This window comes from Oryzomonas rubra, from assembly GCF_008369015.1.
Classification (GTDB): domain Bacteria; phylum Desulfobacterota; class Desulfuromonadia; order Geobacterales; family Pseudopelobacteraceae; genus Oryzomonas; species Oryzomonas japonica.
Window position 1 is genome coordinate 67,558 of record NZ_SRSD01000010.1, and the last position, 26,096, is coordinate 93,653.

The 26,096-nt window shown below is 53.4% G+C and carries 31 protein-coding genes; 24 read left to right on the forward strand and 7 right to left on the reverse strand.

Features of this window, described 5'->3' with window-relative positions; all coding sequences use genetic code 11:
* The first annotated feature begins 38 nt into the window (after positions 1 to 38).
* Both ET418_RS15385 and ET418_RS15390 read left to right on the forward strand, forming a co-directional pair.
* Positions 39 to 311, forward strand: a complete 273-nt coding sequence (locus tag ET418_RS15385) for a hypothetical protein (protein WP_149309087.1) — start codon at positions 39 to 41, stop codon at positions 309 to 311.
* 2 nt (positions 312 to 313) lie between these two features.
* A complete protein-coding gene (locus tag ET418_RS15390) occupies positions 314 to 2,047 on the forward strand; it encodes a hypothetical protein (RefSeq protein ID WP_149309089.1) in 1,734 nt (577 codons plus the stop codon).
* Here the strand turns inward: ET418_RS15390 and ET418_RS15395 are convergent.
* On the reverse strand, positions 2,033 to 3,103 hold the full coding sequence (locus ET418_RS15395; RefSeq protein ID WP_149309091.1) for a helix-turn-helix domain-containing protein: 1,071 nt from the start codon (positions 3,101 to 3,103) through the stop codon (positions 2,033 to 2,035). The genes ET418_RS15390 and ET418_RS15395 overlap by 15 nt on opposite strands.
* A gap of 70 nt (positions 3,104 to 3,173) precedes the next feature.
* Between ET418_RS15395 and ET418_RS15400 the strand changes: the two genes are divergently transcribed.
* The 4 genes from ET418_RS15400 (at position 3,174) to ET418_RS15415 (ending at position 6,754) form a co-directional block, all read left to right on the forward strand.
* On the forward strand, positions 3,174 to 3,581 hold the full coding sequence (locus ET418_RS15400) for a hypothetical protein (protein WP_149309093.1): 408 nt from the start codon (positions 3,174 to 3,176) through the stop codon (positions 3,579 to 3,581).
* 65 nt (positions 3,582 to 3,646) lie between these two features.
* Positions 3,647 to 4,087, forward strand: coding sequence for a hypothetical protein (locus ET418_RS15405; protein WP_149309095.1), 441 nt, complete (start codon positions 3,647 to 3,649; stop codon positions 4,085 to 4,087).
* A gap of 16 nt (positions 4,088 to 4,103) precedes the next feature.
* Positions 4,104 to 4,358, forward strand: a complete 255-nt coding sequence (locus ET418_RS15410) for a hypothetical protein (protein ID WP_149309097.1) — start codon at positions 4,104 to 4,106, stop codon at positions 4,356 to 4,358.
* A 56-nt stretch (positions 4,359 to 4,414) separates the two neighbouring features.
* A complete protein-coding gene (locus tag ET418_RS15415) occupies positions 4,415 to 6,754 on the forward strand; it encodes a transglycosylase SLT domain-containing protein (protein ID WP_149309099.1) in 2,340 nt (779 codons plus the stop codon).
* A gap of 25 nt (positions 6,755 to 6,779) precedes the next feature.
* Here the strand turns inward: ET418_RS15415 and ET418_RS15420 are convergent, their stop codons facing one another.
* Complete coding sequence (locus ET418_RS15420) at positions 6,780 to 7,133, reverse strand: hypothetical protein (RefSeq protein ID WP_149309101.1); 354 nt, start codon at positions 7,131 to 7,133, stop codon at positions 6,780 to 6,782.
* A gap of 85 nt (positions 7,134 to 7,218) precedes the next feature.
* Complete coding sequence (locus tag ET418_RS15425) at positions 7,219 to 7,950, reverse strand: BRO family protein (RefSeq protein WP_149309103.1); 732 nt, start codon at positions 7,948 to 7,950, stop codon at positions 7,219 to 7,221.
* 250 nt (positions 7,951 to 8,200) lie between these two features.
* Here ET418_RS15425 and ET418_RS15430 point away from each other — a divergent pair, with 250 nt between their 5' ends.
* The 18 genes from ET418_RS15430 to ET418_RS15510 all read left to right on the forward strand — a co-directional run bounded on the left by ET418_RS15430 (position 8,201) and on the right by ET418_RS15510 (position 20,810).
* Entirely contained in the window at positions 8,201 to 8,698 is a 498-nt protein-coding gene (locus tag ET418_RS15430; RefSeq protein WP_149309105.1) for a hypothetical protein, read from the forward strand.
* On the forward strand, positions 8,695 to 10,107 hold the full coding sequence (locus ET418_RS15435) for a hypothetical protein (RefSeq protein ID WP_149309107.1): 1,413 nt from the start codon (positions 8,695 to 8,697) through the stop codon (positions 10,105 to 10,107). Before ET418_RS15430 ends, ET418_RS15435 begins: the two co-directional genes overlap by 4 nt.
* Before the next feature lie 2 nt (positions 10,108 to 10,109).
* Complete coding sequence (locus ET418_RS15440; protein WP_149309109.1) at positions 10,110 to 10,790, forward strand: hypothetical protein; 681 nt, start codon at positions 10,110 to 10,112, stop codon at positions 10,788 to 10,790.
* Complete coding sequence (locus ET418_RS15445; RefSeq protein WP_149309111.1) at positions 10,791 to 12,098, forward strand: hypothetical protein; 1,308 nt, start codon at positions 10,791 to 10,793, stop codon at positions 12,096 to 12,098.
* A 9-nt stretch (positions 12,099 to 12,107) separates the two neighbouring features.
* Positions 12,108 to 12,434 carry a hypothetical protein gene (locus tag ET418_RS15450; protein ID WP_149309113.1) on the forward strand — a complete coding sequence of 109 codons (327 nt, stop codon included), beginning with the start codon at positions 12,108 to 12,110 and terminating at the stop codon, positions 12,432 to 12,434.
* Positions 12,435 to 12,452: 18 nt separating this feature from the next.
* Entirely contained in the window at positions 12,453 to 12,617 is a 165-nt protein-coding gene (locus tag ET418_RS18225) for a hypothetical protein (protein ID WP_188055621.1), read from the forward strand.
* Positions 12,618 to 12,627: 10 nt separating this feature from the next.
* Positions 12,628 to 14,571 carry a LysM peptidoglycan-binding domain-containing protein gene (locus ET418_RS15455; protein WP_149309115.1) on the forward strand — a complete coding sequence of 648 codons (1,944 nt, stop codon included), beginning with the start codon at positions 12,628 to 12,630 and terminating at the stop codon, positions 14,569 to 14,571.
* A 43-nt stretch (positions 14,572 to 14,614) separates the two neighbouring features.
* Positions 14,615 to 15,748 carry a baseplate J/gp47 family protein gene (locus ET418_RS15460; protein ID WP_149309117.1) on the forward strand — a complete coding sequence of 378 codons (1,134 nt, stop codon included), beginning with the start codon at positions 14,615 to 14,617 and terminating at the stop codon, positions 15,746 to 15,748.
* Positions 15,745 to 16,761, forward strand: coding sequence for a hypothetical protein (locus ET418_RS15465; protein WP_149309119.1), 1,017 nt, complete (start codon positions 15,745 to 15,747; stop codon positions 16,759 to 16,761). The genes ET418_RS15460 and ET418_RS15465 overlap by 4 nt, the downstream gene beginning before the upstream one ends.
* 1 nt (position 16,762) lies before the next feature.
* Entirely contained in the window at positions 16,763 to 17,206 is a 444-nt protein-coding gene (locus tag ET418_RS15470) for a phage tail protein (protein ID WP_149309121.1), read from the forward strand.
* A 28-nt stretch (positions 17,207 to 17,234) separates the two neighbouring features.
* Positions 17,235 to 18,251, forward strand: a complete 1,017-nt coding sequence (locus ET418_RS15475; RefSeq protein ID WP_149309123.1) for a hypothetical protein — start codon at positions 17,235 to 17,237, stop codon at positions 18,249 to 18,251.
* A gap of 16 nt (positions 18,252 to 18,267) precedes the next feature.
* A complete protein-coding gene (locus ET418_RS15480) occupies positions 18,268 to 18,459 on the forward strand; it encodes a hypothetical protein (RefSeq protein WP_149309125.1) in 192 nt (63 codons plus the stop codon).
* Positions 18,456 to 18,686: a hypothetical protein gene (locus tag ET418_RS15485; RefSeq protein ID WP_149309127.1), complete on the forward strand. Its 231-nt coding sequence runs from the start codon at positions 18,456 to 18,458 to the stop codon at positions 18,684 to 18,686. Before ET418_RS15480 ends, ET418_RS15485 begins: the two co-directional genes overlap by 4 nt.
* A 59-nt stretch (positions 18,687 to 18,745) precedes the next feature.
* Positions 18,746 to 19,186, forward strand: a complete 441-nt coding sequence (locus tag ET418_RS15490) for a hypothetical protein (protein ID WP_149309129.1) — start codon at positions 18,746 to 18,748, stop codon at positions 19,184 to 19,186.
* Complete coding sequence (locus ET418_RS15495; RefSeq protein ID WP_149309131.1) at positions 19,183 to 19,467, forward strand: hypothetical protein; 285 nt, start codon at positions 19,183 to 19,185, stop codon at positions 19,465 to 19,467. Before ET418_RS15490 ends, ET418_RS15495 begins: the two co-directional genes overlap by 4 nt.
* 119 nt (positions 19,468 to 19,586) lie before the next feature.
* Positions 19,587 to 20,084 (forward strand): transglycosylase SLT domain-containing protein, encoded by a 498-nt coding sequence (locus ET418_RS15500; protein ID WP_188055624.1) that lies wholly within the window; start codon positions 19,587 to 19,589, stop codon positions 20,082 to 20,084.
* Complete coding sequence (locus ET418_RS15505; protein ID WP_149309135.1) at positions 20,081 to 20,467, forward strand: hypothetical protein; 387 nt, start codon at positions 20,081 to 20,083, stop codon at positions 20,465 to 20,467. The genes ET418_RS15500 and ET418_RS15505 overlap by 4 nt, the downstream gene beginning before the upstream one ends.
* Positions 20,376 to 20,810, forward strand: coding sequence for a hypothetical protein (locus ET418_RS15510; RefSeq protein ID WP_149309137.1), 435 nt, complete (start codon positions 20,376 to 20,378; stop codon positions 20,808 to 20,810). Before ET418_RS15505 ends, ET418_RS15510 begins: the two co-directional genes overlap by 92 nt.
* A 54-nt stretch (positions 20,811 to 20,864) precedes the next feature.
* On the opposite strand, the gene ET418_RS15515 is transcribed toward ET418_RS15510, so the two are convergent.
* The 4 genes from ET418_RS15515 to ET418_RS18230 all read right to left on the reverse strand — a co-directional run bounded on the left by ET418_RS15515 (position 20,865) and on the right by ET418_RS18230 (position 26,094).
* Positions 20,865 to 21,956, reverse strand: coding sequence for an RtcB family protein (locus ET418_RS15515; RefSeq protein WP_149309139.1), 1,092 nt, complete (start codon positions 21,954 to 21,956; stop codon positions 20,865 to 20,867).
* 180 nt (positions 21,957 to 22,136) lie between these two features.
* Entirely contained in the window at positions 22,137 to 24,599 is a 2,463-nt protein-coding gene (locus ET418_RS15520) for an AAA family ATPase (protein ID WP_149309141.1), read from the reverse strand.
* 431 nt (positions 24,600 to 25,030) lie between these two features.
* A complete protein-coding gene (locus ET418_RS15525; RefSeq protein ID WP_149309143.1) occupies positions 25,031 to 25,408 on the reverse strand; it encodes a DUF7694 domain-containing protein in 378 nt (125 codons plus the stop codon).
* Between the two features lie 47 nt (positions 25,409 to 25,455).
* Positions 25,456 to 26,094, reverse strand: coding sequence for a hypothetical protein (locus ET418_RS18230; RefSeq protein WP_188055626.1), 639 nt, complete (start codon positions 26,092 to 26,094; stop codon positions 25,456 to 25,458).
* Positions 26,095 to 26,096: the final 2 nt, after the last annotated feature.

A 26,096-nucleotide genomic window follows, 5' to 3' on the forward strand; every position in this document is an offset into this window, starting at 1 on the left:
ATGATGTAGCGCATAGCAAACAAAGGGAGGTTCACAACATGGGTAATAGAGCAGGTACGTCCGCGAACTCGGATACGACGGACACCAGCACAACCGAGGAAGTTCAGGAGTTCCCGGTCACACTGACCGAGTTCCTGGCCGAGATCCAGCATTCACAGGCCGAGCGGAAAGCGTCCTTCGAGCACCTCTGCAAGAAGGAAGGAATCAACGGGCGCAAAACCAGGGCGGAATGGAACGCCTTGATAACGTCATTCGACAACAAGCCGGTCGGCACCACATGGACTGATTGGCAGAACCAGGGAGGTAAATAGGGATGGGAAAGGGAATACTCTGGAACGGTAAATATTACCTGACGCCGCAGGCAGGATCCCGCATCGATTCGTCCGGCCTGTCAAGCGTGACCCTCGGCAGCGACAATAATGTTGCATTCCTGGCGGAGATGACCGGGCTGATACCGCCCAAAACAGCGCAGAAGGTCTCCGACCCGTCGCTGCCGCTGTCGCTGATTTATACCGACCGCGAAGAGGCGCGTCTGGCAACGCAATTGCTGTTCTCGCCGTCAACGGCGGTTGCCGGCGCCAGCAACGTCTACCTGATACCGGTCAACCCGTGTACCCAGGCAAACTCGACATTCTCCAACGTCCTGAAATTGACGTCGTACCTCTACGGGCTCACGGCAAATCAGATCAAGGCGAAGATCGAGGCGGGCACCACCGGGAAAAAGGTCACGGTCCAGTATGGCAGCAACGTGGAAACATACGACAACCTTACCAATAGTTCGTTTTCGATCAAGTACACCGGTACCGGGACCGCTTGCACCATGACCATCAATGTGGCCGCAGCAACCGCATTGCTGACCACGGCATGCACGGGGGCCACGACTGACAACCTGTCTCTCAGTCTGACCGCCTACAAGACGATTTCCCAACTCGTCAATGCCATCGAGTCGAGCGGGAAGTACGATGTTACGGTCCTCACCGGTTCGCCCGACGATGATCTCAGCATCGACCTCGACAACGTGACGACGCAGGACATTATGACCGCAGTATATACGGCCAAAAGCGACCTGCAGGCGATAGTCGACGGCATCAACAAGTATTCCAGCTACGTGAGTGCGGCGCGGGTTGCCGACGCCGGCGCGGCCCCGGCCAATGTGGCATGGACCTTTCTCGCGGGCGGTACGGAAGGAACCACGACATCATCCGATTGGGACGATGCTCTTTCGCTGCTCAAGGGGATGGATGTTCAGATCGTCGTGGCGCTCACATCCGATGCCTCGGTACATGCCAAGCTGTCGGCCCACTGCACCTACATGAGCGGGCCGAACGGCAAAAGCGAACGCCGTGGATTCGTAGGCGGAGCCCTGCAATCTTGGGTCAGCGAGACGGCCAGGACTGCCGCGATCACCGCGCTCGAGGGACTGGCCGATGACCTCAATACCGACCGTATCGTGCATGCCACCCTGGGATGCTACCGGTACGATCCCAATGGCAACAAGAAGCTGTATCCGGCATATCTGACCGCATGCATTTATGCCGGAATCGCAGCCGGAGCAACACCGGTCACCCCGCTGACGCGCAAAAGCCTCGACTGCCTCGGCCTCGAAGTCGAACTGAGAAAGTCGGAAGTCGATACGCTGATTGATGCCGGCCTGGCTCCGCCTATTCCCGACGCGGTAGCCGGGAGCGGGTATGTTATCAGCCGCCAGATCACCACATGGAACCAGACTGACGACCTGTACCGTCTGGAATATTCGGTTGGTCGCGGCGCCGACTATATCGCCCGCCAGGTTCGCAACGAGCACGAGGCGCTGGTTGGGCAGGCCGGCACCGAGACGCTGGACATTACCATCGTCAACGTGACCAACGCGGTCCTGGCCGCCGCCAAGCGCGACGGGTACATCCGTAACTACGACCCGAAATCCACGCAACTGCGGGTGGACGGAACCGTTCGGTATGTTGACTATTGGGCAGAACCGATACTTCCCGTGAATTTCGTGTTTAGTACATTCCATCTGCAGCCTACGAAGTTTTCAATAGGCATATAATCCCATGATGCGGCGCCCTTTCTCCCATTTAATCTTTTTTCGTTGGAGAAAGGGGCCGCCGTCATCATAAAGGAAATGGAACAGAGACTCTACCTTATGAATTCCGCTTGCTCGCAAATGCCAACATCCATGATGTTGTTTTATTCCAGAAAGAACCAAACCAGTACATTGACATATGCCATCTCTAAGATAGGACATGATAGAACCGTTCCCAACGCAAGACCAAGCCTGCTCGATTGTCGGGAGGCCACTTTTGGAAGTCCTGTTTTTCCGGGAGTGGAAGACAATACACCCATCACCGTCAAAATAACCACGAACAAAATGCCGGAACAAACGGTCAGGAATCCCAGTGACAGCAGTGTCAACATTTGTTTTATTGGGGATACATCCGTGGGATACCAAAGAATCAAAGAGGGTTTTGTCTCTTATATCAATGGCACATGCCTCCGCATGACGCGTTTCACCATGCAAAATGTATTTGTGAGTAGAAAACTTTACAGGATGGTCTGAACGTATGGCTACCTTGAATGACTCTAAATGGCCGCTGTCTGACGCTTTAAGCCCAATACGTAGCCCAGGACTCCGCCCACTAAATACGCAACCATCAGCCATAATAAACCCAAACCAATATGCTTTAGTCGCAGAATCGATAACAGAAAAGAAGTCGGAGTTGACATGGTATGAGCGAAAAGCAGGCTCGCGGAAAATATGCTCTTGGTCTCGCAATATTTTTCTAGCATTGCTCTCGCTGATATCGAACTCGGCAGCCAGATCTGCGACTGAAACTAACCCAGAATTATACCTGGAACAAAATTGCTCTCGCCTCTCCGGTGATAACTTGCGCCGGGCCAAATTGGCCGTTGCGTGCTCTCGGGAAACGTTGATAGCGGCTTTCACCCCCCGGTGTTGGACACCGATACCAGAAAGCAATTTTTTTAATGTTTTTGAAGCAATGTGGTGTTTTTCGGCAAGCCTCCACATGGCAACGCCATTTGCATATTCGCTGGCTATACCGGAGACAAGCACAGGATCGTAAGTTTTACAGTTAAAATGCACGACAAACTCCTTCGGAAAACGGTGGTCGCGTTGTAGCATATATCAAACAGATTGCAAGGAGGAATAGCCCATGGCACTTGATACAGCAACCGGCAACAGGGTACTACTGAAGATCAAAGGAATCGTCATAGGGATGTGCCAGAACGTCTCCTTTGACGACGATTTCGGACTCCAGGAAGTCGATGGCATCGGCGACCTGGAGGTGGCAGGCTTCGAGGCCGGCAAGCTGACACACCGGATCAGCGGAGAGAAATACTTCGTGAAATCCCAGACGTTGGTGAAGCTCGGATTTATCCCCAACAGCACCGGATGGCTTACCGCTCCCGAACTGGCGGTAGAGGTCGTTGACAGCGTGTCTGGCGAAACCGTCGAGAGCTATTCGGGCTGCAAATTCAACACCCACAGCCGGAAGTACAACAAGCACAGCATCACCGGAGAATCGTTCCAGATCTTCGCCCGCCACAAGGAAACAGCATAACCGCAGCGTAGCGCATGGCAAGCGGGGAGGTAGCCCCTCCCCGCCTAAATTTACCAGGAGGCATTATGTCCATCCAACTCAAGACCAGTTTCAACATCGAAAATGCAATCTGCCCAACCACCGGGAAGCCATTCGGAAGCAAATACGCCGGTACGTTCACCATCCGCCGCCCCTCTCTTCTCGATAAAAAGAACATATCTGTAAAAAATGCCGCGAGCATGTCAGCAGCCGGGACAATTGCGGCAGGAACAATGGACAAAATAGCATTGCTGATTTCGTATATTTTCAGCTTTGTCACCACAGTCAATGAGGAAGAACTCCCTGCGTGGTTCAACATGGCGGACCTCTATGACGGAGAAGACGAAGATGCGGTATTCGCGGTATGGGACGAGGTGCAGAACTACTTAAACTCCTTTCGACCCAAGGACAATAGCGGAAACGGTCCCACGGGAGATGGACAAGCTACGGTTTTGGTTCCGAAAGACGTACAACCTGCCGCCGACTGACCCACGGTACCAGAACGTGACCGATGAAGAGATCACGCTCGAATATGAGATGCACCTGGCCGCAGACGGCAAGTCGCTAAAAACATGCTTCAAATGTGGATACAAGACATACCGCGACCAGTGCCCAGAATGCGGAGTAGAAATATCAAGCGACTCCACGGCGGACGAAATCCTAGAACGTCTCGAAAATGGAGAGGATATAGACTTGGAAGAGATACTGCGCGGTGACCAGTGGAAGCCAGTTGAAGTTCCCAAACAGGCCGGGGCATAGCGCTCCGGCCTGTGGTCGTTTAGAAAACGGATAACTGCGATACGTGGAGGCGAAACATGGGACTCAGTATAGACCTTAAGGTGAATGGAACCGAGAAGGTTCTGGAAGCAACCAAGGCGGTCGGTGGCTTCAAAACAGAGATGGAAAAAGCGGAATCTCACACCGACATAAAAATGAATGTGCCTGGACTCGGTGATTCAAAAAACCTGAATGGTATGCGGTCCGCAAATGAGTTGGCAAAATCATACAGAAAAGAAATGGATGCGTCGCGGCGTGCCGTTGCCGAAATGGCCAAAGACTATGACAAGCTCATAAAACTACCGAAGCCGTACAACAGATCCGATATCGAAGGATTGCACAAGACTTCTCCTAAAGCGCAATATTATGCCCGTGCAGCAGAAATAAACAAAAGCGACAACACGCCCGCTCAAAAGAGGCAAACAGCAGCAGAACAATACTACGCGAAGCACGGAGACTATGGGCAGGTAGCACCCGGGCGGAGAGAAAACGGAACAGACGATCCTAATGGGGGTAGTTCGGCGTTCAAGAAAGCGCTCGGGTGGTCGCTGGCGGCAGTCGGTGGATTCAGTATATTGGGGTTTCTGGCACAATCGAGGGCAAAGTATCAGCAGTCGGTGGGGCATGAAGCTACGTTGGGAGCAAGAGGCATCAAAGACGGCTTTGAGGACGGCGCCGGCCTTGGCATGGATTCGTTGGAATACATGGGGCTCATGGAGCATGTCAGTCAATCTGCGGGGATGAGCGGTGACAGAGCTAAAGGAGCCACAAGGCTGTCGGCAGCATTCGGCAGAGCCTACGGTGTAGATCCAAGCATGGCAGCAGGGATGTACGGGACCATGTACCAGGCGACCGGCAATGCCAATATGGGTGTCGGTGCCATAGCCACGATGGAACAAGCTGTCAAAAAAGGTATGGACAAGGCCCGCATGTCCGAACTCATGAACATGGTAGCCAGGAACACCAACATCACCGCGACAGCCATGCATGGAGCCGGAGCGAGCGACGCACAGGCAGGTACGGCAGCAGCCTTGGCAAGCGCTGTGATGGCGCTCAAAGACGGGACAAGCTATAAGCAATATGCCAAGTCGTCCGAGTTTATGAACGTGGCGCAGAACGGATTTAAAAGCGCTGGAACCGCCCCCGGGGAAATCTTGTTATGGAAGGCTTTGGGAGGGTTTAACGGTGAGCTCACAGAAGACAAATTGTATGACATTGAAAAGGCAAGAGAAGAAGGCCCGATCATGCATCCTGACGCGCTCCATAATATAATTAAGGACGTAGGTGTAGGGACGACTAAAAAAGGGCAATCTGTAAGACTCAAAAAATTAATTGAAACCTGGGGGCTGACCACACAAAGCGCAGATGCTCTTATAAAACTCGATGATTCCGGTATTTTAACAGAGGCGGCCCGTAGTGGGAAAGATCTTAAACACCTGAAGACAGGAACTAAGAGAGAGAGAGAGATGGCGGCCAGAATGGAAGCCGCATACGGGACGCTGCCCGGCGCCGACAAATTAAACCGGATGGCGAGAACCAGCAACTTAGAAGTCAAAACAGGGGAGATTGTAGATAGGATCGTTGCCCCCATACAGGAAGCGATACTGAAAGCAGCCGAAACGGTTATGAATCGCCCAGAATTCAAAAAAATGATAGGCATGACCGATAGCCTGTTTAACTTTGGGACCACAGCCCCATCCCCGTCAGAAATGAAAACTACTGTGGCAGATAAAATGTTTATCAATACTCACGGGTACAGAGAGATGATAACCGATGCAGCGAGAAGGCGCGGCATCGACCCAGCAGAAGCTATTGCGCTTGCCGCCACAGAAAATCCTAAATTTGACCCTATGGCAATATCACCCAATGGACAGGGTGTAGGACTATTCCAAGATAACCCCAAATACCATGGCACTGTAAAACAGTTGCAAGACCCATTCAGGAATACAGCAATAGGGCTTAAAATATTGGCAGATGCGAAAAAAAAATACCCCAACGATCCCGAAAAAGCATTGTTGGCATATAGCGGTCACCTTGATTCTAATGGAAATCCGCTCCCAGGATCTCGCGCATATTTAAAAAGGTATAGAAATAACTTGTATCGAGAAAAAACTGCATCATTGTTTTTGGGGGGCGAGCAGATGACAACGTCGCTCACGAATATCGACCCAGAGAAAGTACCAAGTGATAGTTATTTGGAAAAAACAAATGGGGGTAAAGGGATCAATCAGAAAGCAATTGGCATGTCGCAAACTGAGGGCGCAGTTATGTTGCAAGGGACTGACAAATTAATAACGGCAATAGAAACGTTAACAAATGCTTTGGGCGAGAAAAAGAGATATCTAGGAGCCCAAAAGTTAAATATAGGGACAAACTAAAGATACCAGCATGCGACCATTGGGATTATTTCATGGCCGCATGTCTTTTTATTGATTTATACATGCCATTGCCAATAGCAGCATCCTGCAGAACAATAGCAGGAGCACCATTTAACCTAATAAACACGTCGCCAGAGTCTTCGTGAAACACATACGTGGTCTCGGCGCAATTTACATTGAGTGTTTTTTTGGCTAATTTAGCCACACACCTCATGCCGCCTTCGTACCAAAAATAAGTGCCTCTCGCGCTAGTAGATTTAACAGAATAAAGAGTACCGTCTTCGGAAACAGTTTCAAAGATAGTGTCTTTACTCACTATGTCACCGCCACTTGCCGCAATTGGGTATAACAACATAAATGCGATTAAAAACCATTTCATAATAGCCTCCAAGTGGGGGGAGTGACAACCACTCCCCCCTTATAACACCAGACATTTGATCATGCAAGGGTGACAGCCACTGGAATCACGCCTTTTTGCCTGCGCTCTTGGCCGCATTAACCACATAATCAGGCATTTGCGACAGCGTGATATTTTTGGCAAAGGCGCATGCCTCGTCATACCGAATGGTGGGGATCGCCGTATAGGACGACACCTGAAACTGCCGCTTCAACAGATTCCAGATGCCAGGAAACAGGAGCGGGCACCGGACGCCATAAATCTCGTGAAGCTCCTGAACCTTCTCCGTGACGATGTTTTTTAGCTCATATGCCTGCCACTGGTGCAAGCGGACCGTGTCCAGCATCTTCGTAACCGAAGCCTCCACGGTATCGACCCGGCTATTCATCTGCGACATGGCGTCGAAGGTCAGCTTGAGAAGCTGCATGGGATCCGTGGGGAGCGCCGGCATCGAGTATGCCCGGTTTTTGCGTAGCTGCGGAAGAACCTCGTCCATCACCCACCGTTCAAAGCGTTCCGCAGACGGCAGCTTGGAACGAACGATCAGCCGGTACATATCCCCCTCCGGAATAACAGTGATCCCGCGGGGGCTGTCCGTCAAAGGTAACGATTCGTTACCTTTTAACAATTTGGCATACTTGCAGTGGTCGGAAATTGCTTTCTGGGGGTTGGTGTACCCCAGGACCACGGCCAAATCCTTGGCGACAAACCATGCCTCGTCGGCCAGAGTTACAGCACGGATAGCTTGAGAATCGAAACTGAAAACCGCCTGCACATTATTTGCTGCCTGATTTTCCATATCTCACCTCGTTTTTTTTGATGTGGCCACCATTCGGTGCGCCAAATGCTCGGACCTCGACAGGGACCAGAAGCCGCCCCGCCAGAATGATATCGCCACAACGCGCATTACAATGCTCAATCGGCAAAGCTCTCGCCGGTTATGCGTAAGATAACGCGCTTTCGCCCCGCCTGAATGGTATTCCCACCAAACTGTTTGATATGCGCTACAGATTTGCTACCATGAAGGCATCACGAGAGAAGGTTCAAACATGGGATTGCTCGATACCATAACCAACATCGCCAGCGCGGTGGTCAATACCCCGAACGTCACCGGCAACAACATCGTGCTTAAAATTGGCGGCGTAGCGGTGGGCATGGCCCAGAACGTCACCATAACCACGGAAAACGATATGCAGCGGCTGTATGGCGTCGGAGATCTCGAAGCGCAGGACATGGTGCCCGGCAACATAAAGTACACGTTCAGTGGCGAGATACTGCTGGTCAGCAATAAGGCATTGGACCAGATAACGGTCAAAAAAGAATCTGCAATGCCAGGGTATCCAAAGACCGCAACGAGCCTGGTCCCCATCACCGGGAGCCAGTGGATAACAGACGGTTTTTTTGACATTGAGGTACTCGACAAACTCCGAAAAGAAACTATCGGATATTACGCACATTGCCAGTTTGAGCGCTATTCGTTGCGCATCGGAAAACATGCCATCGTCGTTTCCGAATTTTCCATAGCAGGAATGCAGAGATTTCTGTGAAGCCATACTTTCAAACATATTCGCCCCGCTGCCGGGTGTTGATTTATGACCTGCTCGCAGGAGGCCAGGCGCAGGCCGATCTATCCAACGATATCCTGAGCATCGCCACCAACAAGGCGTATGGCCGGGCTGCCGGGACATGGCAAATCATGTTGCCGTACAAACAAGTGAAGTCATGGAAAAGCAAAGACGGCGGCGCCATGAAATACTATCACGAGATTCTGGAACCAGACGACATGATCACCATCGAACTGGATGCCGGGGATGGCAAGGGCATGCAGCCGGTTATGCTGGGGCTGGTAGACCGGCCTTCTCTGGTCCGCCAGGGAGATGTGCATCCAGTCCGCCAGGTAAAAGTGAGCGGCCAGGACGTCGGCAAGCTGCTCGCCAAGCACGATATTGGGTGGGACATTTCGGCGGCGCAGATACAAAAAAGCAACCAATCGCTGGGGCGGGCTGCATTCGTTGACCAGACGGACGACGGAAAGCAAGGAGTCAAAGACTACATCAAAAGCTATATGGCCCGCGTCGTGCTGCAAACCGGGACGGCGGCGAGCCAGTTTGAGCAATTGGCGCTGTTATTCCTGAACCAACTGAACAACCGCGTCGTCAAAAACATGGACTTCAAAACCGATACCGACGACACCTGGATGGTGTGGGATCCGAGCATCATGTTCATCAAGAACACCACCGTCTGGGACGCCATGTCGCGCCTGTCCCACCGTCCATACAACATGCTGAACGCCGACACCAGCGTGAGCGACGTGGGGAAATTCGAGGTAATCCTGGAACGGAACCCCATCACGACATTCGGCGAGACAGACCGGAGCCAGGCGGGCGTGGACCTGCACCTGGTAGACGATACGGAGATCATCAACGACGACCTGGGCGTGAGCGATGCAGAGAGGATCAACCTGCTGTGCTACTGGCCAACGCTTTACAAATACGCCGTGTCCGAATGTATCGATATCGTCATGTCGAACAGCGAATTGACCAAATTCGATGCGGATAGCATCGCCCTCCATGGTTACTGCAGCAAGATCATAGACGACGTCTTCGTGCCGGTGAACGTTACCGACCCCATGTCCGATAGCGCAGCCAATCAGAAAATTGCGTGGGCACCATCACAGGAACGGGCGACGCTGTTCTGGAACTGGTATCAGGAAAATCACACCTACGAATCCGGGACCATCCTGACGCACCTGCGCCCCGAGATCCGGGCCGGGCATTGTCTGGTGGTGCGCCAGGGCAACACCAGCAACTTCAAGGAGTACCTGGTGGAACAGGTATCGCATCAATACAACGTCAACCCGATGCCGCAGTTCACCACGGCGTACCAGGTGACACGCGGCCAGGATGCTGCGGAAATCAAAAAGTCCAATCTCACGACAGGGGGAATAATGCAGTGAGTATGATGGATGAAACCGGGGCACGGCTGCAGGAGACGCTACGGACGCATCCTGCGTTCCAAGAGATAGCGAACGTCGACCGGCTGCTGCGCGGGACGATAATGCCCAACGGGGTACTGTTCAAAGACGACGCCAAAAACACCACCGGCATCACGCTTGTGAATGTGTCCTTGATGGGGGGATACCCAGATATTTATGGTGTCCCTGTAGCGCATACCAAAATCAATTATCAGACCGGAGAAGAGTGGTCGCCGGACCCTGGCGACGTGGTACTGGTGAGCTTCATAAACGGAAACTTTTGGGAGCCCGTCGTAATAGGGTATCTACCCCTCCCCCAAAACCAGATCGAGGGCAAACGGAGTGACGTACCTGCAGGTAAGCGCCGCTACCACTTCAAATGCAACAAGACCGACATCACCGTGGACAAGGACGGGAACCGAGACACCAGCGTCCAGGGACATGACAGCCTGACGATCCAGACCGGTGACTATACCGTGAACGTCGTGGCCGGGAAATGCACCGTAAACGTCAAGGGCAAGACCGTATGGACTTCCGATGGCACCGTGGAGATTGACGGCTCCGGCAGCGGCGCGGTGGCCGGAGTTGTCCAGGGAGACTGCCTGTGCGCCTATACGGGGAAGAAACATCCTATGGTATCGTCAACAGTGAAAGTGAGTAAATAGATGCTGGGTCTATCTGGTGCTGATTTATTGACATCGAGAAAGACTGCTATGGATGCAGTCCCTCTAGTACAGTCTTCTGCAGAGAGTGATGCAACTGCTTACAGACAGTCTGTATTGCTTGCAGACTGTAATGCGATAATCCAGTATCTTGAGACTACCCGGATAATGATAGGTAGTTCAGTTGATGATGGGGTAAATTTACTACAGGTAAATGGTTCAGAAAAACTGAGTGGGAATCTGACCTTTGTTAGTGATCAGGTGGAACGGTTTATTTCATGCAGCGCAATGGGCGGGGCAATCCGGTTTAGGGGGAATTCCGGGGCTGCTACAGACCGTGGATTAATGTTTGGCATGATCAACAATGCTGGCACATGGGCTGAATATGCCAGGATACCCGCAGATAGTGGCAATCTGCTCATTGGCACCACCACTGATGATGGTGTGAACAAGTTGCAAGTAAATGGCGGTATATATGCAAATGGTAACATGGTGCTGTCTGGGGCAACAAACAACCAGCTTATTACATTAAAACAGGCTGGACCATATACATGGTGGAACATAAACAATGTTGCAGGGGTATTTGGTGTTGCACCTTATGGTCAGGCTAATGTGCTGTCCCTTACTGCCCCTGGCAACGTACTCATAGGTACCACAACTGACGATGGTGTGAACAAGTTGCAGGTGGATGGTAGCCTATCAATCAGAGCATATCCGTACAGTACTTCATATGAGCGTCACTTTGACTGCTCTGATCATACGGGTACGAAACCCTCGCACCAGAACATGATTGCAATAGGCTCAACCTCATGGTGTGACAACGCATACATGCGGTTTGTTACACAGAATGTAGAAAGGATGCAAATTTCAGTTTCCGGCAATGTCCTCATAGGCACCAGTACCGACAACGGCATGGGAAGGTTGCAGGTTGCTTCATCAAATATATCACTTTCTGACAGTTATTCCTTGGTTTGGGGTAACGCAGCTACTTACATATCTGGAAATTCTTCTAGTCCTATTCTAGGATTTACTGTTGGTGGTGCCGAGCGTGTGAGGATTGCCCCGTCTGGTAACGTCCTTGTTGGGACTTACGCAGACGATGGAGTGAACAAGCTACAGGTCAATGGAAGTAGCTACATATACAGCAATCTAACAATAGGCGCAGGAAATATAAAGTGTAACCTCACCAATTCACAAGCACTATCTGCAACAAATGACTTCCAAATAACGGTAGTTTCCAACACACAGATTAAGTTTCAAATGCGTGGGTCTGATGGCTTAACGCGCAACTATACAATGACTTTGTCATAAGGAGAAAACATGTCTACTACAACGAACTACAAAGAATCCCCTGTAACCGGGACACAGTGGCAACGTTCCTGTCGTACAGTGGTCGAGAATCCCTGCGGAGGAACGCCAAGCGTCCTCTTCGTGGAGGAAACGGCTACTCAACTTGGTGACAAGGTTATCACACAGCTCTGTGGCAACATTACAGCACCGTTCGATGCTGCCAAGACATTCCCAGCCTTGGACCCTTCTACCGGGCAGGCTACCGGAGCCAGCTACACGCACCAGGAAGTCTATAATATCCTATTCTCCCTCTACATGGCTGAAGCCGCGGCGAGAGACGCAGCAGCGGCAGTATAAACAGAAAGGAACATATCAATGTCCAACCCATTGCTTCTCGAACTTACCGTCAACGAAACCAACGCCGTGTTGTCCTGCCTCTCCGGATTGATCGAAAAAATCAAATCTCAGGCGGAGTCTCAGATCAAACTGGCCCCGGCCAGCAGCGATACCCCGGCAGATCATTCGGAAGAACGCGCATAGAGGCTCAAAAATGGCAAAGACCGTAGGAAATGGCGCAGGATCGTGGCTCGGCCCATGGTCTCCGACAGTGATCGACGCCGGGACGCAGCAATTACCGTTTCTGTTCGAGTGCTACAACAACAAGACCCAAAAACTCGAATGGAAGTTGCCCCTGTATATCAGCCCGGAGAATTACAGCGCGATATGGACGCCCCGGGCGACCCTGACGCTGACCCAGGCTGGTAGTCATGAAGACAAGATAGGGATAGCTCCGCCCAAATTCCGTGTGTCTGGTGTTTTCGGCCTGCAGCGGGGGGATAAGGTCAAAAGCGATGCATGGACTACCGGGCCGGCCCGGTACCGTACCATGGAGCAGAGCCTGCTCTCATTTTACGAGCGATATGGGACATACCAACTCAACAGCGATCTTGCCAAAACGCCCCAGGTAGGCGAACTGGAACTGCGCTTCCTTAATTTCAGCGACCGTGAATATTGGATAATCCAGGTTAACGTTTTCACGCTGACGAGAAACATCCAGCGGCCCCTGCTTTACCAATACGATATCCAGATGACGGGCATGCGGAGGTATGATGGCCAGGATGGGGGGCGGGTCAAATCTCCGTACCAAAGTACCGACGTAATCAGCACCAGCGATTTCTCCGATTGCGCGGCGACCCTGAATACTTGGGGCTCCATCATTACAACCATAGCAAATGGTTACGAGGCGGTCACCAGCACCATGACATCGCTGATAACCACCATGAATACGATAGCCACGGCGGTGTCCAATTTTGCCAATGGGATAACCTCGCTTGTGAATCTTGCCGCTTCGGTAATTACCACGGCAATTTCTCTCGCAAAAACGGTGCTGGCAGCGGTGATTCAAATAGCAAACGCCCCCAGCGAACTGGTCAACGCCATACGGAACAGTCTGCGGTCTCTGTTTTCGTTGCAGAACAATTCGGGGCTGTTTCAGCAGAGCACGAGCAGCACCTCCACCAGCACCTCGTCGAGCAGCACGAGCAGTGCCACGGAGATAATGACTGTCGACCTGCCGAGCACGGTATATGCTGACGGGACCGTCGTAAAGATGGGCATACCGGAAGACACGATATTTTCCAGCACCATCGAGACGACGGCCCCGAAGGCGTCGAGCTATCGTTCGATCACCAACTCCGATACCATATACAGCATTGCGCAGGCCACAGGGGCCACCTGGAAGTCTATCGCCACGCTGAACAACATCGAGTACCCATATATCAGCGAGTCGACGGTGTCAGAGGAACTGGCCGCCACCTTGACGGCATACGCCATCCCTGCCGGGACCACCGTTCTCCCGATTGCTCTCTCCCCCACCCCGGTGCCCGGGAGCATCCTCCTATTTCCTGACGGATCCACCTCCACAGTAAACAGCGCTACCAGCAGCAGCATCACGCTTGATGACCCGCTCGAAAGCCCCCTGGAGGCAAACGCCAGGGTGTCGAACCACGCGAAGGAACTGGCCGTACTCAAGCCGGGAGACAAAATACTCATACCGGGAGATAGCAGCACGACCTCTGGAGTGAGCACAACCAGCAAGACCGATCTGGAATCCAAGCTGTTCGGCATCGACGAGTATCTGGACGACGACGGCAACATAATAGCGTCCCAAGGCTCGGATATCACCGTGGCTGCGGGCATGACGAATTTGGAAATGCAACTGCAACACCGCATCATGACCATGAAGGGGGAACTCACCGAATTGGGACACCCAGGGTATGGGTCGCTGGTGCCTGCCTACATCGGCGAGGTCAACACGGAGATCGAGCAGGAGCGCATCCTGCTCGAATGCATCAACACAATAAAATCCGACCCAAGGGTGCAGGACGTGACCAATGCGGTACTGAAGGAAAACGAGGACGCATTCTATTTCGAGGGCACGGTGCAACCGATCAACAATCTGCCATCCACATTGGTCAGCATCCCATTGTCGTAGGCAAACTGTTTGACATACGCTACACGTTGGATACGATAAAATCATGGCATTCGAAATCGTAACAGCAGAGACGCGATACTCGCGGATGAAGACATGGTTCACCGGGATTTGCTCGGCAATAACCGACTTCACCGAAGGGTCCAAGATCCGGTCAAAATTCGAGACGGTTGCCGTCGAGATGGAATCCCGCGATCTATCGTTTTACCAGGCGATCAAAAAAGCGATTCCGATATCCCTCTACCGTGCGTTTTCCTTTACCCTAAAATCGGCGCAGAAATCTACCGGGTACGTGGTTTTCAGCGTAGGAACAGCGGTCACAAAAGATACCCTGATTGCCAAAGGGACCATCGTCTCCACCGACCCGTCGTCGGCTGAAAACGCCGTCACGTTCGTAACCACCGACGATGCATACATTACGAACGGCAACACCAGCGTAACGGCACATATCGAATGTAGTGTGGCCGGGACTGCCGGCAATGTCTCAGCCGGCCAGATAACCAAAATTGCCTCGTCCTCGTCGGCGACGGCATGCACCAACACATCAGCAACGACAGGCGGAACTGAAAAGGAAACAGAAGAAGAACGCCGGATCCGGTTCCTAAATTACATCTCGTCTCTGTCCAGAGCGACACCAGCAGCATTGGTCTACGGGGCGACTACCGCAGCCCTCTATGATGCGTCGGGCATAACCACCGATTCGGTATCAGACGCCGTGGTGGAAGAACTATTCATCACCAACACCACGCAGCCTGCAGGATTGCTTAACCTGTATATTTACAACGGCACGGGAGGGACCAGCGCGGCCCTGGTTGCCGCGACCCAAAAGATCATCGACGGATACACCAATACGGATGGGACGATTGTGGCGGGATACAAAGCGGCTGGCGTCGTGGTCACCGTTATGGCGGCTACCGAGACGGCGATCAATTTCAGTGTCGCCATCACCCTGCAAACGGGATACGACTCCGCAACAGTCATATCCACGGTGAAAAGCACCATCGACACCTACGTTAACAGCCTCGGAGTCGGCAAGGCGTTCATCTACAATGAGATGGTGGAGCGCATCATGGGGATAAGCGGGGTTTACAATGCGGTGATTTCAGCCCCCACCGCAGATATGACGCCCGCAGCCAACCAGGTGTACCTGCCCGGCACAAAGACGGTGACCGCATCATGATACGTAGCCTGCTCAAACGACTGAACCGGGTATTTAACAAAGAGCCTGGCAACCAAGCCATTGCTACGCTGACGCCAGCGGCCCAGATCACGCTGTCGATAGCGAAGCAGAAGATCTCCATAACGACAGCCACGGCAGCCACCATAATCGACATTTCCAGTATTACCGTAGCCGAGGCGATAACGGCGATGAATGCCATCAGCGGTATCAGCGCAACGCTTCTGGATAGCAGCTACGCCGGTAAACTTGCCCGCGGGATACTCGATATCAACAGCCAGACCGTGTCCGGATCAACGAGCCTATATTACCCGACCAACATGACATGGTTGGAGATGCAGACATACGCTTGGGCGCTGGAAGAACAAAATAGCAACGCAGACCAGGCGGAGCAGTGTGCCTATATGCATTCGGCAACGGGGGTATGGGCCGATACATGGTTCCGCGACCACTGTGGAGTGTATCGGGACGACGGGGAGAGCGACAGCGATTATTTGCTCCGGGCGATCAAAGAAATAACGGCCATCAAAGCAAATAACCTGTCGATGTCGAAACTGGTTAAGGACGCGCTCGGCGTCGATGTGAACTTCTTGGACGCCATGAGCCACCTCGACGAGATGGACGCCAGCCAGCAATCATTGGCACCGTGCCGGTTCTTGCTGGATATGTCGATCCCAAACGACCTATCCAGTACCGAGGCAACCGCGCTCATAGCAAAAATCAAGACCGTAGCCGCCACTTATCGGGCTGGCGGCACTTATTTTATGGATGCCCCATTGAGAAAAAGCATCGCTCCGAATGAATCGATCAGCATCTCGGAAACGATACTCGTTACAACCAATGCTGCTGTGAGCGATACCCTGATACCCGGCATGATTTACGTTGGAGCCGGGCATGTGGTGGGAGCCCCCAACCTTAAGGTGGGGATCAATGGCCCAATGCTGGAGCAAGTCGTCGTTAGAAAATTAAACGCATCAGATAACACGGTAGCAGCCTTGTCCGTTTACGGAGGATAGAGTGGAAGAATTTATAAAAGTGATTGGTAACGTAGTTATCACCAAGATTTATAACGATGGCAGACGGGAAGTCGTGTGGGATGATCACAACCTTGTCGTCAACGTCGGAAAGACCATCCTTGCAAAACTGCTGTCGCATGATGCCAACTATTTGAACGATTATATATCCACCATCGCCTTCGGCACCGGCACTGCGGCGGTCACGTCCACGGACACAGCGATGCAGGCCCAGCAGTTCTCTGCGGCGGTTACTACGAGTTATCCGGCATACAATCAGGTGACGTTTTCGGCCACCATGGGAGCCACAGACGGTGGCAGCTACACATACACTGAGCTAGGGCTGCTGAGTGCATCCGGAAAGATGTTCGCACACCTTATCGTGTCCGCCATCACAAAAAGCGCAGCGTACAAAATTCAGGTCGATTGGACTATGACGTTTCCCTAACGTGTAGCGCATAGCATACGAGGCATTCATGTTAAATCTGACAGAAGTATCAACCTGGACGGCTGCGGTTTCGGTGCCCGCTACTGGTGACATCATCACCCAAGACCTGCTCGATACCGCACCGCAAGCGCTCGCAAACCGGACGCTATACCTGAAGGACACCCTGACGTCGCATACATCGGCCACTGCCGGTGTACACGGCGTCATAGGATCCGTAGTTGGTACGACCGATACCCAGACGCTGACGAACAAGACTATTGTCGCAGCCAACAACACGATCACTACGGCGGCCAACGGGAACCTGACATCCACAAATCTCAACTCCGCCCTGGCAGAACTGCAAAGCGATATCGATACCCGGCAGCCGGCGTCAACGGCAATCACCACCAGCAACATTGGTAGCCAATCGGTCAATTATGCGACGTCGGCAGGATCAGCCTCAAGTGCGGGGAACGCAGATACCCTCGATGGTCAGCATGGGAGTTATTACCAGCCGGCCTCCACAGCTATCACTACATCGAATATAGGGAGCCAATCGGTAGCTGCGGCTTCATGGGCCAGCGACTCAGGGCGGCTCAATGGCCAGGCATCGAGCTATTACCAGCCGGCGTCAACGGCAATCACCACCAGCAATATTGGTAGCCAATCGGTCAATTATGCGGCGTCGGCAGGAAACGCAAATACCGTAGGCGGATATTATGCATCGCAATTTTTGGCGGCAAGCTCGTACAACATACAAGCCTGGGTTAACTTCACTAGTGTTGGTACAGTTGCCATCCGCACAGGATTGAATGTATCCAGTATCACAGACAATGGCGTCGGTGATTTTACATTCAACTTTGAGTCTAACATGATCGACAATCTGTATGCCGTACTAGCAACTGCTGGTCAGGTAAATGGGGCTTATGGCCTAATTGGAGTTAACCCGTTCGGAAAGGCTAATACCAACTATACCCCGTACAATTCTAGTTTTAGATTTTTTATAGCCAATGACACAGGTTCTCCAGTTGATGCTGCATATATATTTCTGGCCGTATTGAGATAAAAAAGGACGGTTAAAAATGGCAAGTAGGATTATTTACCCAACTGACGATGGTGGAGTAGCAGTAATTATACCCGTTCTTGAATGCGGCCTGACTATTGAGCAGATCGCAGCCAAAGACGTCCCGGCAGGGAAGGCATTCAAGATAGTAGACTCGGCAGACATACCAACCGATAGGACATTCCGGGCAGCATGGGAGTACACGGCATGAGCATAACAGTCAATCTGGATAAATCGAAGACCATCGCACACGAAATCCGCAGGAAAAAGCGAGCGGCAGAATTCGCACCGCTGGATATAAAGGCAACCATCGCAGCCGAGGCTACCGCAGCCGAGGCGTCCCGGGTTACGATCCGAGAGAAATACGCTGTATTGCAAACGAACATTGACGCCGCCACGACAGTGGACACTTTGAGCACCATAGTCGGTTCGATGTAAAAATCAGAGTCCTCACGGCCTGATACTCAAAAAACTACAAACGACCGGAGAACACCAGGATGGGCGAGATGGAGGAATTACGATTGGCGGTCGGCCATGTGCAACAGGATGTGGCCGAGATAAAGGGTGCCCTGCCGAAAATCGCAGAGGCGCTCACCGAACTGACGCTGATCAACGACCGGCAGCTTCGGGACAGCCAGGAACATAGGGAGTTTTGGGAACGCATCGACGAACACGGAGATGACATCACCAGGCTCAAGCTGAAACTCGAAAAGATTTCGACAATCCAAACGGAATGCATCAAGCGCCAGGGAGTCGAACATGGGCAGGAAGCAGCCAAGAGCCTGCAGGACCGAGGAACGATCAGCGCGATAGCGGTCAACATAGTCGTAGCGCTGATTACCATGATGTTGACATTGGTTTTTGCGCATGGCTCCGATTTTTTCAAAAAGTCGGACGGAGCCAGCGAGATCCACAAAGCACAAGGAGAAAAGCCGTGATTAAAAGATTTTTACCGCTGATTATTGTAGTCCTTGCCGGCCTGTGTTTTACCCCGAATTTTGCCAGCCTGCAACTGGCACTGTTCACCACCGGCGTCGTCGGCCTCGTGCTACTCATGACCCTGTTCATTATCGGGATCACCGACAAGTGGGGGATCCTGCCCGACATCAACCTCCCCGACATTTACGCATCGGCAGTTGCATCACCCGATGGGGCGGCCAAGGTATTCCAGGCGCTCATTCTGCTGATCTGCGTGGTCCTCTACGTCGTGGCCACATGAAACGATTGAGCATAGTCATACTGCTGCTGCTCACAGCCACAACGGCGTTCGCTGGCGGATATGCGACATACGGGCCGGTACTGCAAAGCTCATTTGCAAAATACTGGCAGGCGGCGCCGATGCAATACATCCCGTGCGGGCAGGTGGAGCAGGAAAGCGAATGGAACCCCAAAGCGCACCTGCACACCTCCCGCGAGGATGGTTATGGCCTGGTGCAGATGACCGTAACCAAGAATTTCAACATATTCAAGTCCGCGGTCACCATGAAACCGCTCCGGAAATGGGACTGGCGCAAGGATCCATACAACCCTGAAAACCAACTGGCGTTCCTGGTGCTGCAGGATAAAACCTCGTGGAACAACGTCAGAAAATGGATGCGGGACGATGCCGAAGGATGGAAGGCTACGCTGGTTAGTTACAATGCCGGCCTTGGCCGGGTCATGAAGCGCCGGACCTATGCCATAGCTAAAGGCATTCCCCATGATCGGTGGACCGGGGGGCTAGACCAGGCGCACACGCCGGGGGAAACCACCCTCCTGTACGGCAGACCGATGTGGAAAGCGGTCAACGAATACCCGGCGCTGATCTTCAAAAAAGCGGAGAAATACAGGAAATGAAAACCATCAAACAATACTGGAAAGAGATAGCCATCGGCATTTTGATAGTGGTCGTCTGCTTCATATCATGGCGCTGGACGGTCGCCAAAGCCCAGGTGACGACGATACAGGCAACCCAGAGCAGGCAGAACACCATCAGCACCGTGACGGCAGCGAATGGAGAGGTCCAGCAGCGGGAGGCCGTCGAGTACCCGAAGCTCGATAAGACCATCGCTGACAACAACAGCCAACGGAAGCAGATCAAAAAACAAGAGGCGGCCATAAAGGTGCCGATCAAGGAGGACATGCAGAATGAGATCGAAAAACAAACTCAAGGGGATAGCCAGCGCCTTGCTGATATGTTTCGCGCTGACGGTTATCCCTGCTCAGTCGTTACGCGCTGAAACCGGGATTTTTTTCCAGTACAGTACCGCAACCAAGCTGCTGACCGATCTGCGGTACAACAAGCAGGCCGCAGCGGCGTACCAGCAAAAATACAGCCTGTGCGACAAGGACAGGGCCTTGCTGGTGAGCAACGAAGCCGCGCTGACGGCCAAAGTGGACGGACTGGAGAAAGACAAGGGGATCTACAAGAAGGAAGCGGAGAAATTCCAGGCTCTTTATACCGATGCGGACAAGGCCAGGATAAAAGCGGAAACGCAGGCCCCCTCCCGACTGACATGGTTTACAGCCGGGGCCGGGGCGGTACTACTCAGCATCGTGGCAATTTTCTTTGCAGCCAAATAGCCAATTATGGGCATGGTGGCGGCCTATAATGTAGGCCGCCACCCTCCATAGAAACTACCCTTTGATGTTTATGATCGGTCGGACATGCTGCTTGATCTCCACCATGTCCGACTGCTGCCGCATTACCTCGAAAATGTCCTTATAAGCAAACGGCGACTCGTCCAGGGTATCAGCGTCCACCTTGGCGACAATGCCGCGCATGGTCTCTCCGAATTGATCCATGGAGAGCGTGCGCTGCGCGTCCTTGCGGCCCAGCACCCGGCCAGCACCGTGAGAACTTGACCAGAGCGCGTCAGGATTGCCCTTCCCTTGGACAATGAAAGAGCCGTCCCGCATGTTCCCGGGGATCACCCCCATCATACCAGCCTCGGCATGTGTCGCCCCTTTCCGGTGGATCCACAGGCCATCCTTGAACTCGGCATGGTTGTGGTTCCGGTTGATGCACTCGGGGTCGCGCCAGCCGCCGCAGAATTGTTCGATGGCCTGGCAGACGCGCTCGATGATCTGGATGCGGTTCTCAAGGGCGAAAGCGAGACAGAAATTCATGTCCGAGATGTAGTCCTGGCCGTTCTGCGAGCCCACGGAAAACCCGAAGTGCCCCTCTCGGGCTTTCCCGTCGCCGGATGCCAGCTTCATGTAGTGGGTCGCAACAGCGTGGCCGATGCCTCTCGACCCTGAATGGACTATGATACAGACCGCGTCATTAGTATCATAGCCGACCTCGATAAAATGGTTTCCGGAGCCAAGGCTAGCAAGCTGGCGCAGGCCATTCTTGGCAAAAATATCGGAGAGCACTGAGGTACGAGGAATGTCCAAATAATCCCAATTCGAATCCCGGTTGTTATGGCAGAACCCCACCGGGATATTCTCGTAGATCGCGTCGAAAATGTTCTGGGCATTTACCGTCACCGCGAAACGGGAGAACGTGGTGTGAACTGCGCACATGCCACAGCCGATATCGTAGCCAATCCAGGAAGGCACGATCACCCCATCTGTCGCCACGACAGCACCAATGGGGAGCGCGTAGCCGGCATGGGCATCAGGCATGAGCGCGCCCTTAACGCTGAAGGGCTGGGCCATCGCGCTTTCAAACTGCTCCAGAGCCTTCGGGTCGAGAACTTCCGCGAAAATCTTTGCGTTTTCCATTACTCCGTCCTTCCATTCATTTTTTATTACGACCACAGCAAAAATATATTGAATTGGTAACCTGGATGATGGAGATTGCCAAGCTACTATCCATGAGTCCTACTGAAGAATGCAGGAGCAGCAACCCGACAACCCATCCCAGAAGTAACACCAGAGCCCGCATCCACAAGCTCATGCCCATCACCTCGCGTCCACCGATACGCCGCCATTACCCAGAACAATACGGGCGTCCGCCAGGTCCATCATCTCGGGAGTCTGCGTGATAAAGAACTCCCGGGAGTGGGTACCCGTCCGCAACGATTCCCGCTTGATCTGGTAAAACTCCATTTTTTTGTCCGGGTCCATGGCTCCGTCTTTTTCGTCAGAGTAAAGGGTGTCGTAGGCCCGGTCGGAACGGTGGATGTTGAACAGGCAGATGCCGCGGGTAATGGCATCCTCGATCCAGCTTATCTGCCCCCCGGAGCACTCGGTAATCGACCGCTCGTTTTCCGTTTCCGAGTCGATTATGACGATATCGAAAGCCTCCTTGGTCCCACCGTCCACCTTCTGCGCTTGGGTATCCATCCGAATAGAGAACCTGGAGCCGTAGCAAGCCCGCAGGAGGTCGTTCACGATGGAGGCAATAGTGGGAGCCGCGTCGTCAAGTTCGAGCGCTATGATGCCGTCGTTTGAGCACGCCTTTGCCAAAACCGAGAAGGACGACACGTAGGAATTCAGACGGGCAATCTCGGCCTCGGATTTTTCCACCTCTCCACGGGCCTTGTCCGCACTGGATGCCTTTGACAGCAGGCCGGCCCGCTGCAGTTCGTGCCCACGGAGCAGAGACTCGGCAGAGGTCATGGCGGCCTGGGCACGGGAATATTCTTGTTCCAGGGACAGCACCTGTTTAGCGATATCCACGTCTACCTCGATCACCGATATCTGGGCTTCAAGAGCGAACTTGGCAGCCTCATATTCGGAAACGAGCCGGGATTGTTTGTCGCGCAAGGCGGATATCCGGCTATCCAGATCGGCGAGCGCCGCCGCCGACTCCCGGGAGATGCGCTCCAAGTCCTCCGTGCCTTTTTTGATCGTAACCTCGGCAATATCCAGTTCGGGAACCAGCTTGTGCCATGGTGCCAAAGCCGCAAGCTCGTCCTCCATGGATTTCAGCAGCCGGGCAGCGCCAGCGCTCTGCTCTTGGAATGCGGCAAAGTCGGAACCATAGGCACTCTCGTCGGCATCGGTCACTGCGGACATGACATCAATCTTTTGCTGTAGGACAATCTCGTCCTGGCCAGGAGCCACCAGAGCCTCGCGCTGGGCCTCCAACCCCAGGAGCCCGTCACGAGCCTTCACGGCATCCGAGATAAACCGGCAGGAGTCATTGAGAGAACCGGAACCGTCACCATGGCAATCCAGCCCCTGCAATTTGGCAGAGTCGCGCTTCGCCGATGCGATCTCGACCGACAGCTTATCCATGGCGGAGTTCCGAGCGGATACCAGAAGCTGCAGGCGGTTACTCAAGCCAGACAGTTCCAGCTTGGCGCCGCTTATGGACCTTTGACGCTGGGCCAAATAATCCCGGGTAGGCTCGAAGCCAGCGACCTCCCGCCGCTGGTCTTCGATCTGGGCCGACACAGCCTCGTACCGGGCCGCCTTCTCCCGAAGCTCGGTCGCATTTCCGGCGATCTTCCTCGAGCGGGCCAGGGCCGCCTCGACGTCGGCGCTCTCCCGATTACTTTTCTGCGTCACGTCCGAGGACTGTTTTTCCAGAGCAAGGAACTCTCTGGATATTTCCTGTATGGCGGCATGGTGCCGGTTGGAGGTATCTGCCAGAGTCCCTTCCAACTGAGTTCTGCGAGCCAACTCTGACGTGGCCGAAGCCTGCCGCTCTTTTGCCGCCTGCAGGTCGCCCAGGGTTTTCTCGACCGACGTCCTGGCCACCTTCAGATCGGTATTGGCGGAGGCAATGCAAACGTCGAGGTTGGATATCTGCTCCTGCACCCGATCAGCATCCTCGATCTCCGCCCGGAAAGCATCGGCCAGAGCCCGGTGCGTATTAATGCGGGCGGTCAGTTCCTTGACCACCTGACGGGCCTTGTCGCCCTGGTCGCGGATATGGTCGATGTTAAGCAGTTCGGACAGGATCCCCATGATATCGGACCGGGAATAGTCGGAAAGGTTCTTGGCCCCCTGACAGCGGAAGATGGAGGTAAAGAACAGCGACGGGGAGCCGCAGACCTTCTCGATGGCCTCGTCATACGTTTTCGTTTTTCCATCGTTCATCGGCTGCCATGTGCCGGCAACGTCTAGGAAGTACAGATAGCACTCCTGCTTTTTCCGGTCGGCGTCGATCATGATCAGCGACTTGTACGTCTGGCCGCCCATATCGAACACCAGTTCCTTGCGGGCATCAGAGCCGTAGCACTGGTCGTAATAGGAAAACGCCCCCGGTGACCAATCCTTGGCCTTCCTGATTTTGAAGGGCTGGATGCGGTACGGATGTAGGTTATCCAGAAGCGTCGTTTTGCCGGCGCCGTTCGGGCCGCAGATGGCAATCAGACCAGGGGGCAAAGCCTCCAGGTTGATCGACACCTCCGCCGCCCCGATGCCGGAGAGGAACCCACGAAATCCGCGGAGATTTATTGATTTGAGATGCATAAATATCCTTTCAGTACACGAAGATTTTACCGTCAGTATCCTACGAGAGTGCTTCTTTCGTGGCTACTGGGGCTCGGATATAAAACATGGTCATGGTGCCAGGTTTATGAGAGCCGGACTTGCGCCCGGCCCCTTCGCCGCGGTCGCCTCTCACCGATTGCACGACCAACGACAATCACGGCTGAGGCGGCGCGGCAATCTCACAACAACCAATTTGTCCAGCGTTTTCGGGTCATGTCCAGCTTGGACTGCGGAGGCAAAATCATCAGCTATCCATTGGGCAGTGCGCCTGTAGCTGGTGCCTGGGTTAATTATAAAACGCCGGTAATCATTCGTATTTACTATCGTTACGAGTCTGGACATGATGTGCCTCCTGTGTGGTTTGTTCATCACTTACAGGCATGAGAAGCCACCCCGCTAGAATGATGCGGCTAAATCGAACCGAATGCCCCAAACTCCGGTAGGCCGTCGTCACCCTCCACGCAGGAGAACAGATGGAGGCAATGCTCATGGATGTTGACGTGGTACTGCCGGGCAGGGAAGATATGCATGGCCTTCCGATCCTCACCCACAAATAGCCGCTTCACCTCGGCCATATCCTGATACGATGGGGTTTTATTCGGGAAAGATGCCGATACGTGGATCCAGATACGGTCGTCACCAGGCCAATGGGATGCGGTGAACAGAACATAGAGCTTGTCGCCCTTTCGGCGGAAGGCCCGAGCCCCAGGCAAAACGCGGTTGGCCATAGCATCCCATCCAAGTGGCACATCAGGGACGTACTTTGCAGTGAGAGCCAGATCCGCCATGTACTCCTCATGCGAGCATTCCAGACGATCAAGCATAGGATGTGGGCTCATGCCGGCAGCCTCTTTCGGAACTCGAAGATAGCTTCCGTCAAAGCGTTATAGGCGTCACCCATGACAGCCCCCGTTTTCTCGATTTGGTCTGGATCCTCGCAATCGCAAGCCGTAAAATGCCTATTGGCGCAGGTCTGGTAATGCTCCGCAGCCGTCGCCATATACCCGGCGAACTCGACAGCTTTTTGCAACTGCTCCGCCACCTGGGCCGGATCGGGAACAACCAGGGCCGACAGTTCGAACACCATGCCCCGGCAATACTTCTCGCCATCCTCCATAATCTCAAACGTGACGTGGGGGATATCGGTCTCGTACTGCCAGGAGTAATCCCCCTGCCCCCAGATGGCCTTGATAGAGCGGGTAAAGGGGCGACGCTTGCAGAGAGCGTAAGCCTCCGTCTCGCTATCTTTTACATTTTCCCAATCCGGCAGGAGCCCGGCAGCATCGAGCAGCGCATGGCCGCCATTGTAACAGCCGAACTCGTCATAAAGGGCGCCGTCGAACTCCATGAGGTCGTCAGAAGCCCCATAGACAACCACCAACCCGGCAGCTTTGATCTGGTCTTTCAATTCCCGAGACAACTGAAGCGGATACTCGCTACCATCCAACTGTGCCGCCAATTCCTCTCTTGTCATAA

Excerpts from the sequence above, each read along its gene's own strand:
- ET418_RS15455 (WP_149309115.1), top strand. The coding sequence starts at position 12,628 with ATGGCAAAGACCGTAGGAAATGGCGCAGGATCGTGGCTCGGCCCATGG.
- ET418_RS15385 (WP_149309087.1), top strand. The coding sequence starts at position 39 with ATGGGTAATAGAGCAGGTACGTCCGCGAACTCGGATACGACGGACACC.
- ET418_RS15505 (WP_149309135.1), top strand. The coding sequence starts at position 20,081 with ATGAAAACCATCAAACAATACTGGAAAGAGATAGCCATCGGCATTTTG.
- ET418_RS15440 (WP_149309109.1), top strand. The coding sequence starts at position 10,110 with ATGATGGATGAAACCGGGGCACGGCTGCAGGAGACGCTACGGACGCAT.
- ET418_RS18225 (WP_188055621.1), top strand. The coding sequence starts at position 12,453 with ATGTCCAACCCATTGCTTCTCGAACTTACCGTCAACGAAACCAACGCC.
- ET418_RS15480 (WP_149309125.1), top strand. The coding sequence starts at position 18,268 with ATGGCAAGTAGGATTATTTACCCAACTGACGATGGTGGAGTAGCAGTA.
- ET418_RS15390 (WP_149309089.1), top strand. The coding sequence starts at position 314 with ATGGGAAAGGGAATACTCTGGAACGGTAAATATTACCTGACGCCGCAG.
- ET418_RS15520 (WP_149309141.1), bottom strand. The coding sequence starts at position 24,599 with ATGCATCTCAAATCAATAAATCTCCGCGGATTTCGTGGGTTCCTCTCC.
- ET418_RS15430 (WP_149309105.1), top strand. The coding sequence starts at position 8,201 with ATGGGATTGCTCGATACCATAACCAACATCGCCAGCGCGGTGGTCAAT.
- ET418_RS15475 (WP_149309123.1), top strand. The coding sequence starts at position 17,235 with ATGTTAAATCTGACAGAAGTATCAACCTGGACGGCTGCGGTTTCGGTG.
- ET418_RS18230 (WP_188055626.1), bottom strand. The coding sequence starts at position 26,094 with ATGACAAGAGAGGAATTGGCGGCACAGTTGGATGGTAGCGAGTATCCG.
- ET418_RS15465 (WP_149309119.1), top strand. The coding sequence starts at position 15,745 with ATGATACGTAGCCTGCTCAAACGACTGAACCGGGTATTTAACAAAGAG.
- ET418_RS15515 (WP_149309139.1), bottom strand. The coding sequence starts at position 21,956 with ATGGAAAACGCAAAGATTTTCGCGGAAGTTCTCGACCCGAAGGCTCTG.
- ET418_RS15500 (WP_188055624.1), top strand. The coding sequence starts at position 19,587 with ATGCAATACATCCCGTGCGGGCAGGTGGAGCAGGAAAGCGAATGGAAC.
- ET418_RS15445 (WP_149309111.1), top strand. The coding sequence starts at position 10,791 with ATGCTGGGTCTATCTGGTGCTGATTTATTGACATCGAGAAAGACTGCT.
- ET418_RS15525 (WP_149309143.1), bottom strand. The coding sequence starts at position 25,408 with ATGGCGGATCTGGCTCTCACTGCAAAGTACGTCCCTGATGTGCCACTT.
- ET418_RS15460 (WP_149309117.1), top strand. The coding sequence starts at position 14,615 with ATGGCATTCGAAATCGTAACAGCAGAGACGCGATACTCGCGGATGAAG.
- ET418_RS15425 (WP_149309103.1), bottom strand. The coding sequence starts at position 7,950 with ATGGAAAATCAGGCAGCAAATAATGTGCAGGCGGTTTTCAGTTTCGAT.
- ET418_RS15510 (WP_149309137.1), top strand. The coding sequence starts at position 20,376 with ATGAGATCGAAAAACAAACTCAAGGGGATAGCCAGCGCCTTGCTGATA.
- ET418_RS15415 (WP_149309099.1), top strand. The coding sequence starts at position 4,415 with ATGGGACTCAGTATAGACCTTAAGGTGAATGGAACCGAGAAGGTTCTG.
- ET418_RS15490 (WP_149309129.1), top strand. The coding sequence starts at position 18,746 with ATGGGCGAGATGGAGGAATTACGATTGGCGGTCGGCCATGTGCAACAG.
- ET418_RS15420 (WP_149309101.1), bottom strand. The coding sequence starts at position 7,133 with ATGAAATGGTTTTTAATCGCATTTATGTTGTTATACCCAATTGCGGCA.
- ET418_RS15450 (WP_149309113.1), top strand. The coding sequence starts at position 12,108 with ATGTCTACTACAACGAACTACAAAGAATCCCCTGTAACCGGGACACAG.
- ET418_RS15485 (WP_149309127.1), top strand. The coding sequence starts at position 18,456 with ATGAGCATAACAGTCAATCTGGATAAATCGAAGACCATCGCACACGAA.
- ET418_RS15400 (WP_149309093.1), top strand. The coding sequence starts at position 3,174 with ATGGCACTTGATACAGCAACCGGCAACAGGGTACTACTGAAGATCAAA.
- ET418_RS15405 (WP_149309095.1), top strand. The coding sequence starts at position 3,647 with ATGTCCATCCAACTCAAGACCAGTTTCAACATCGAAAATGCAATCTGC.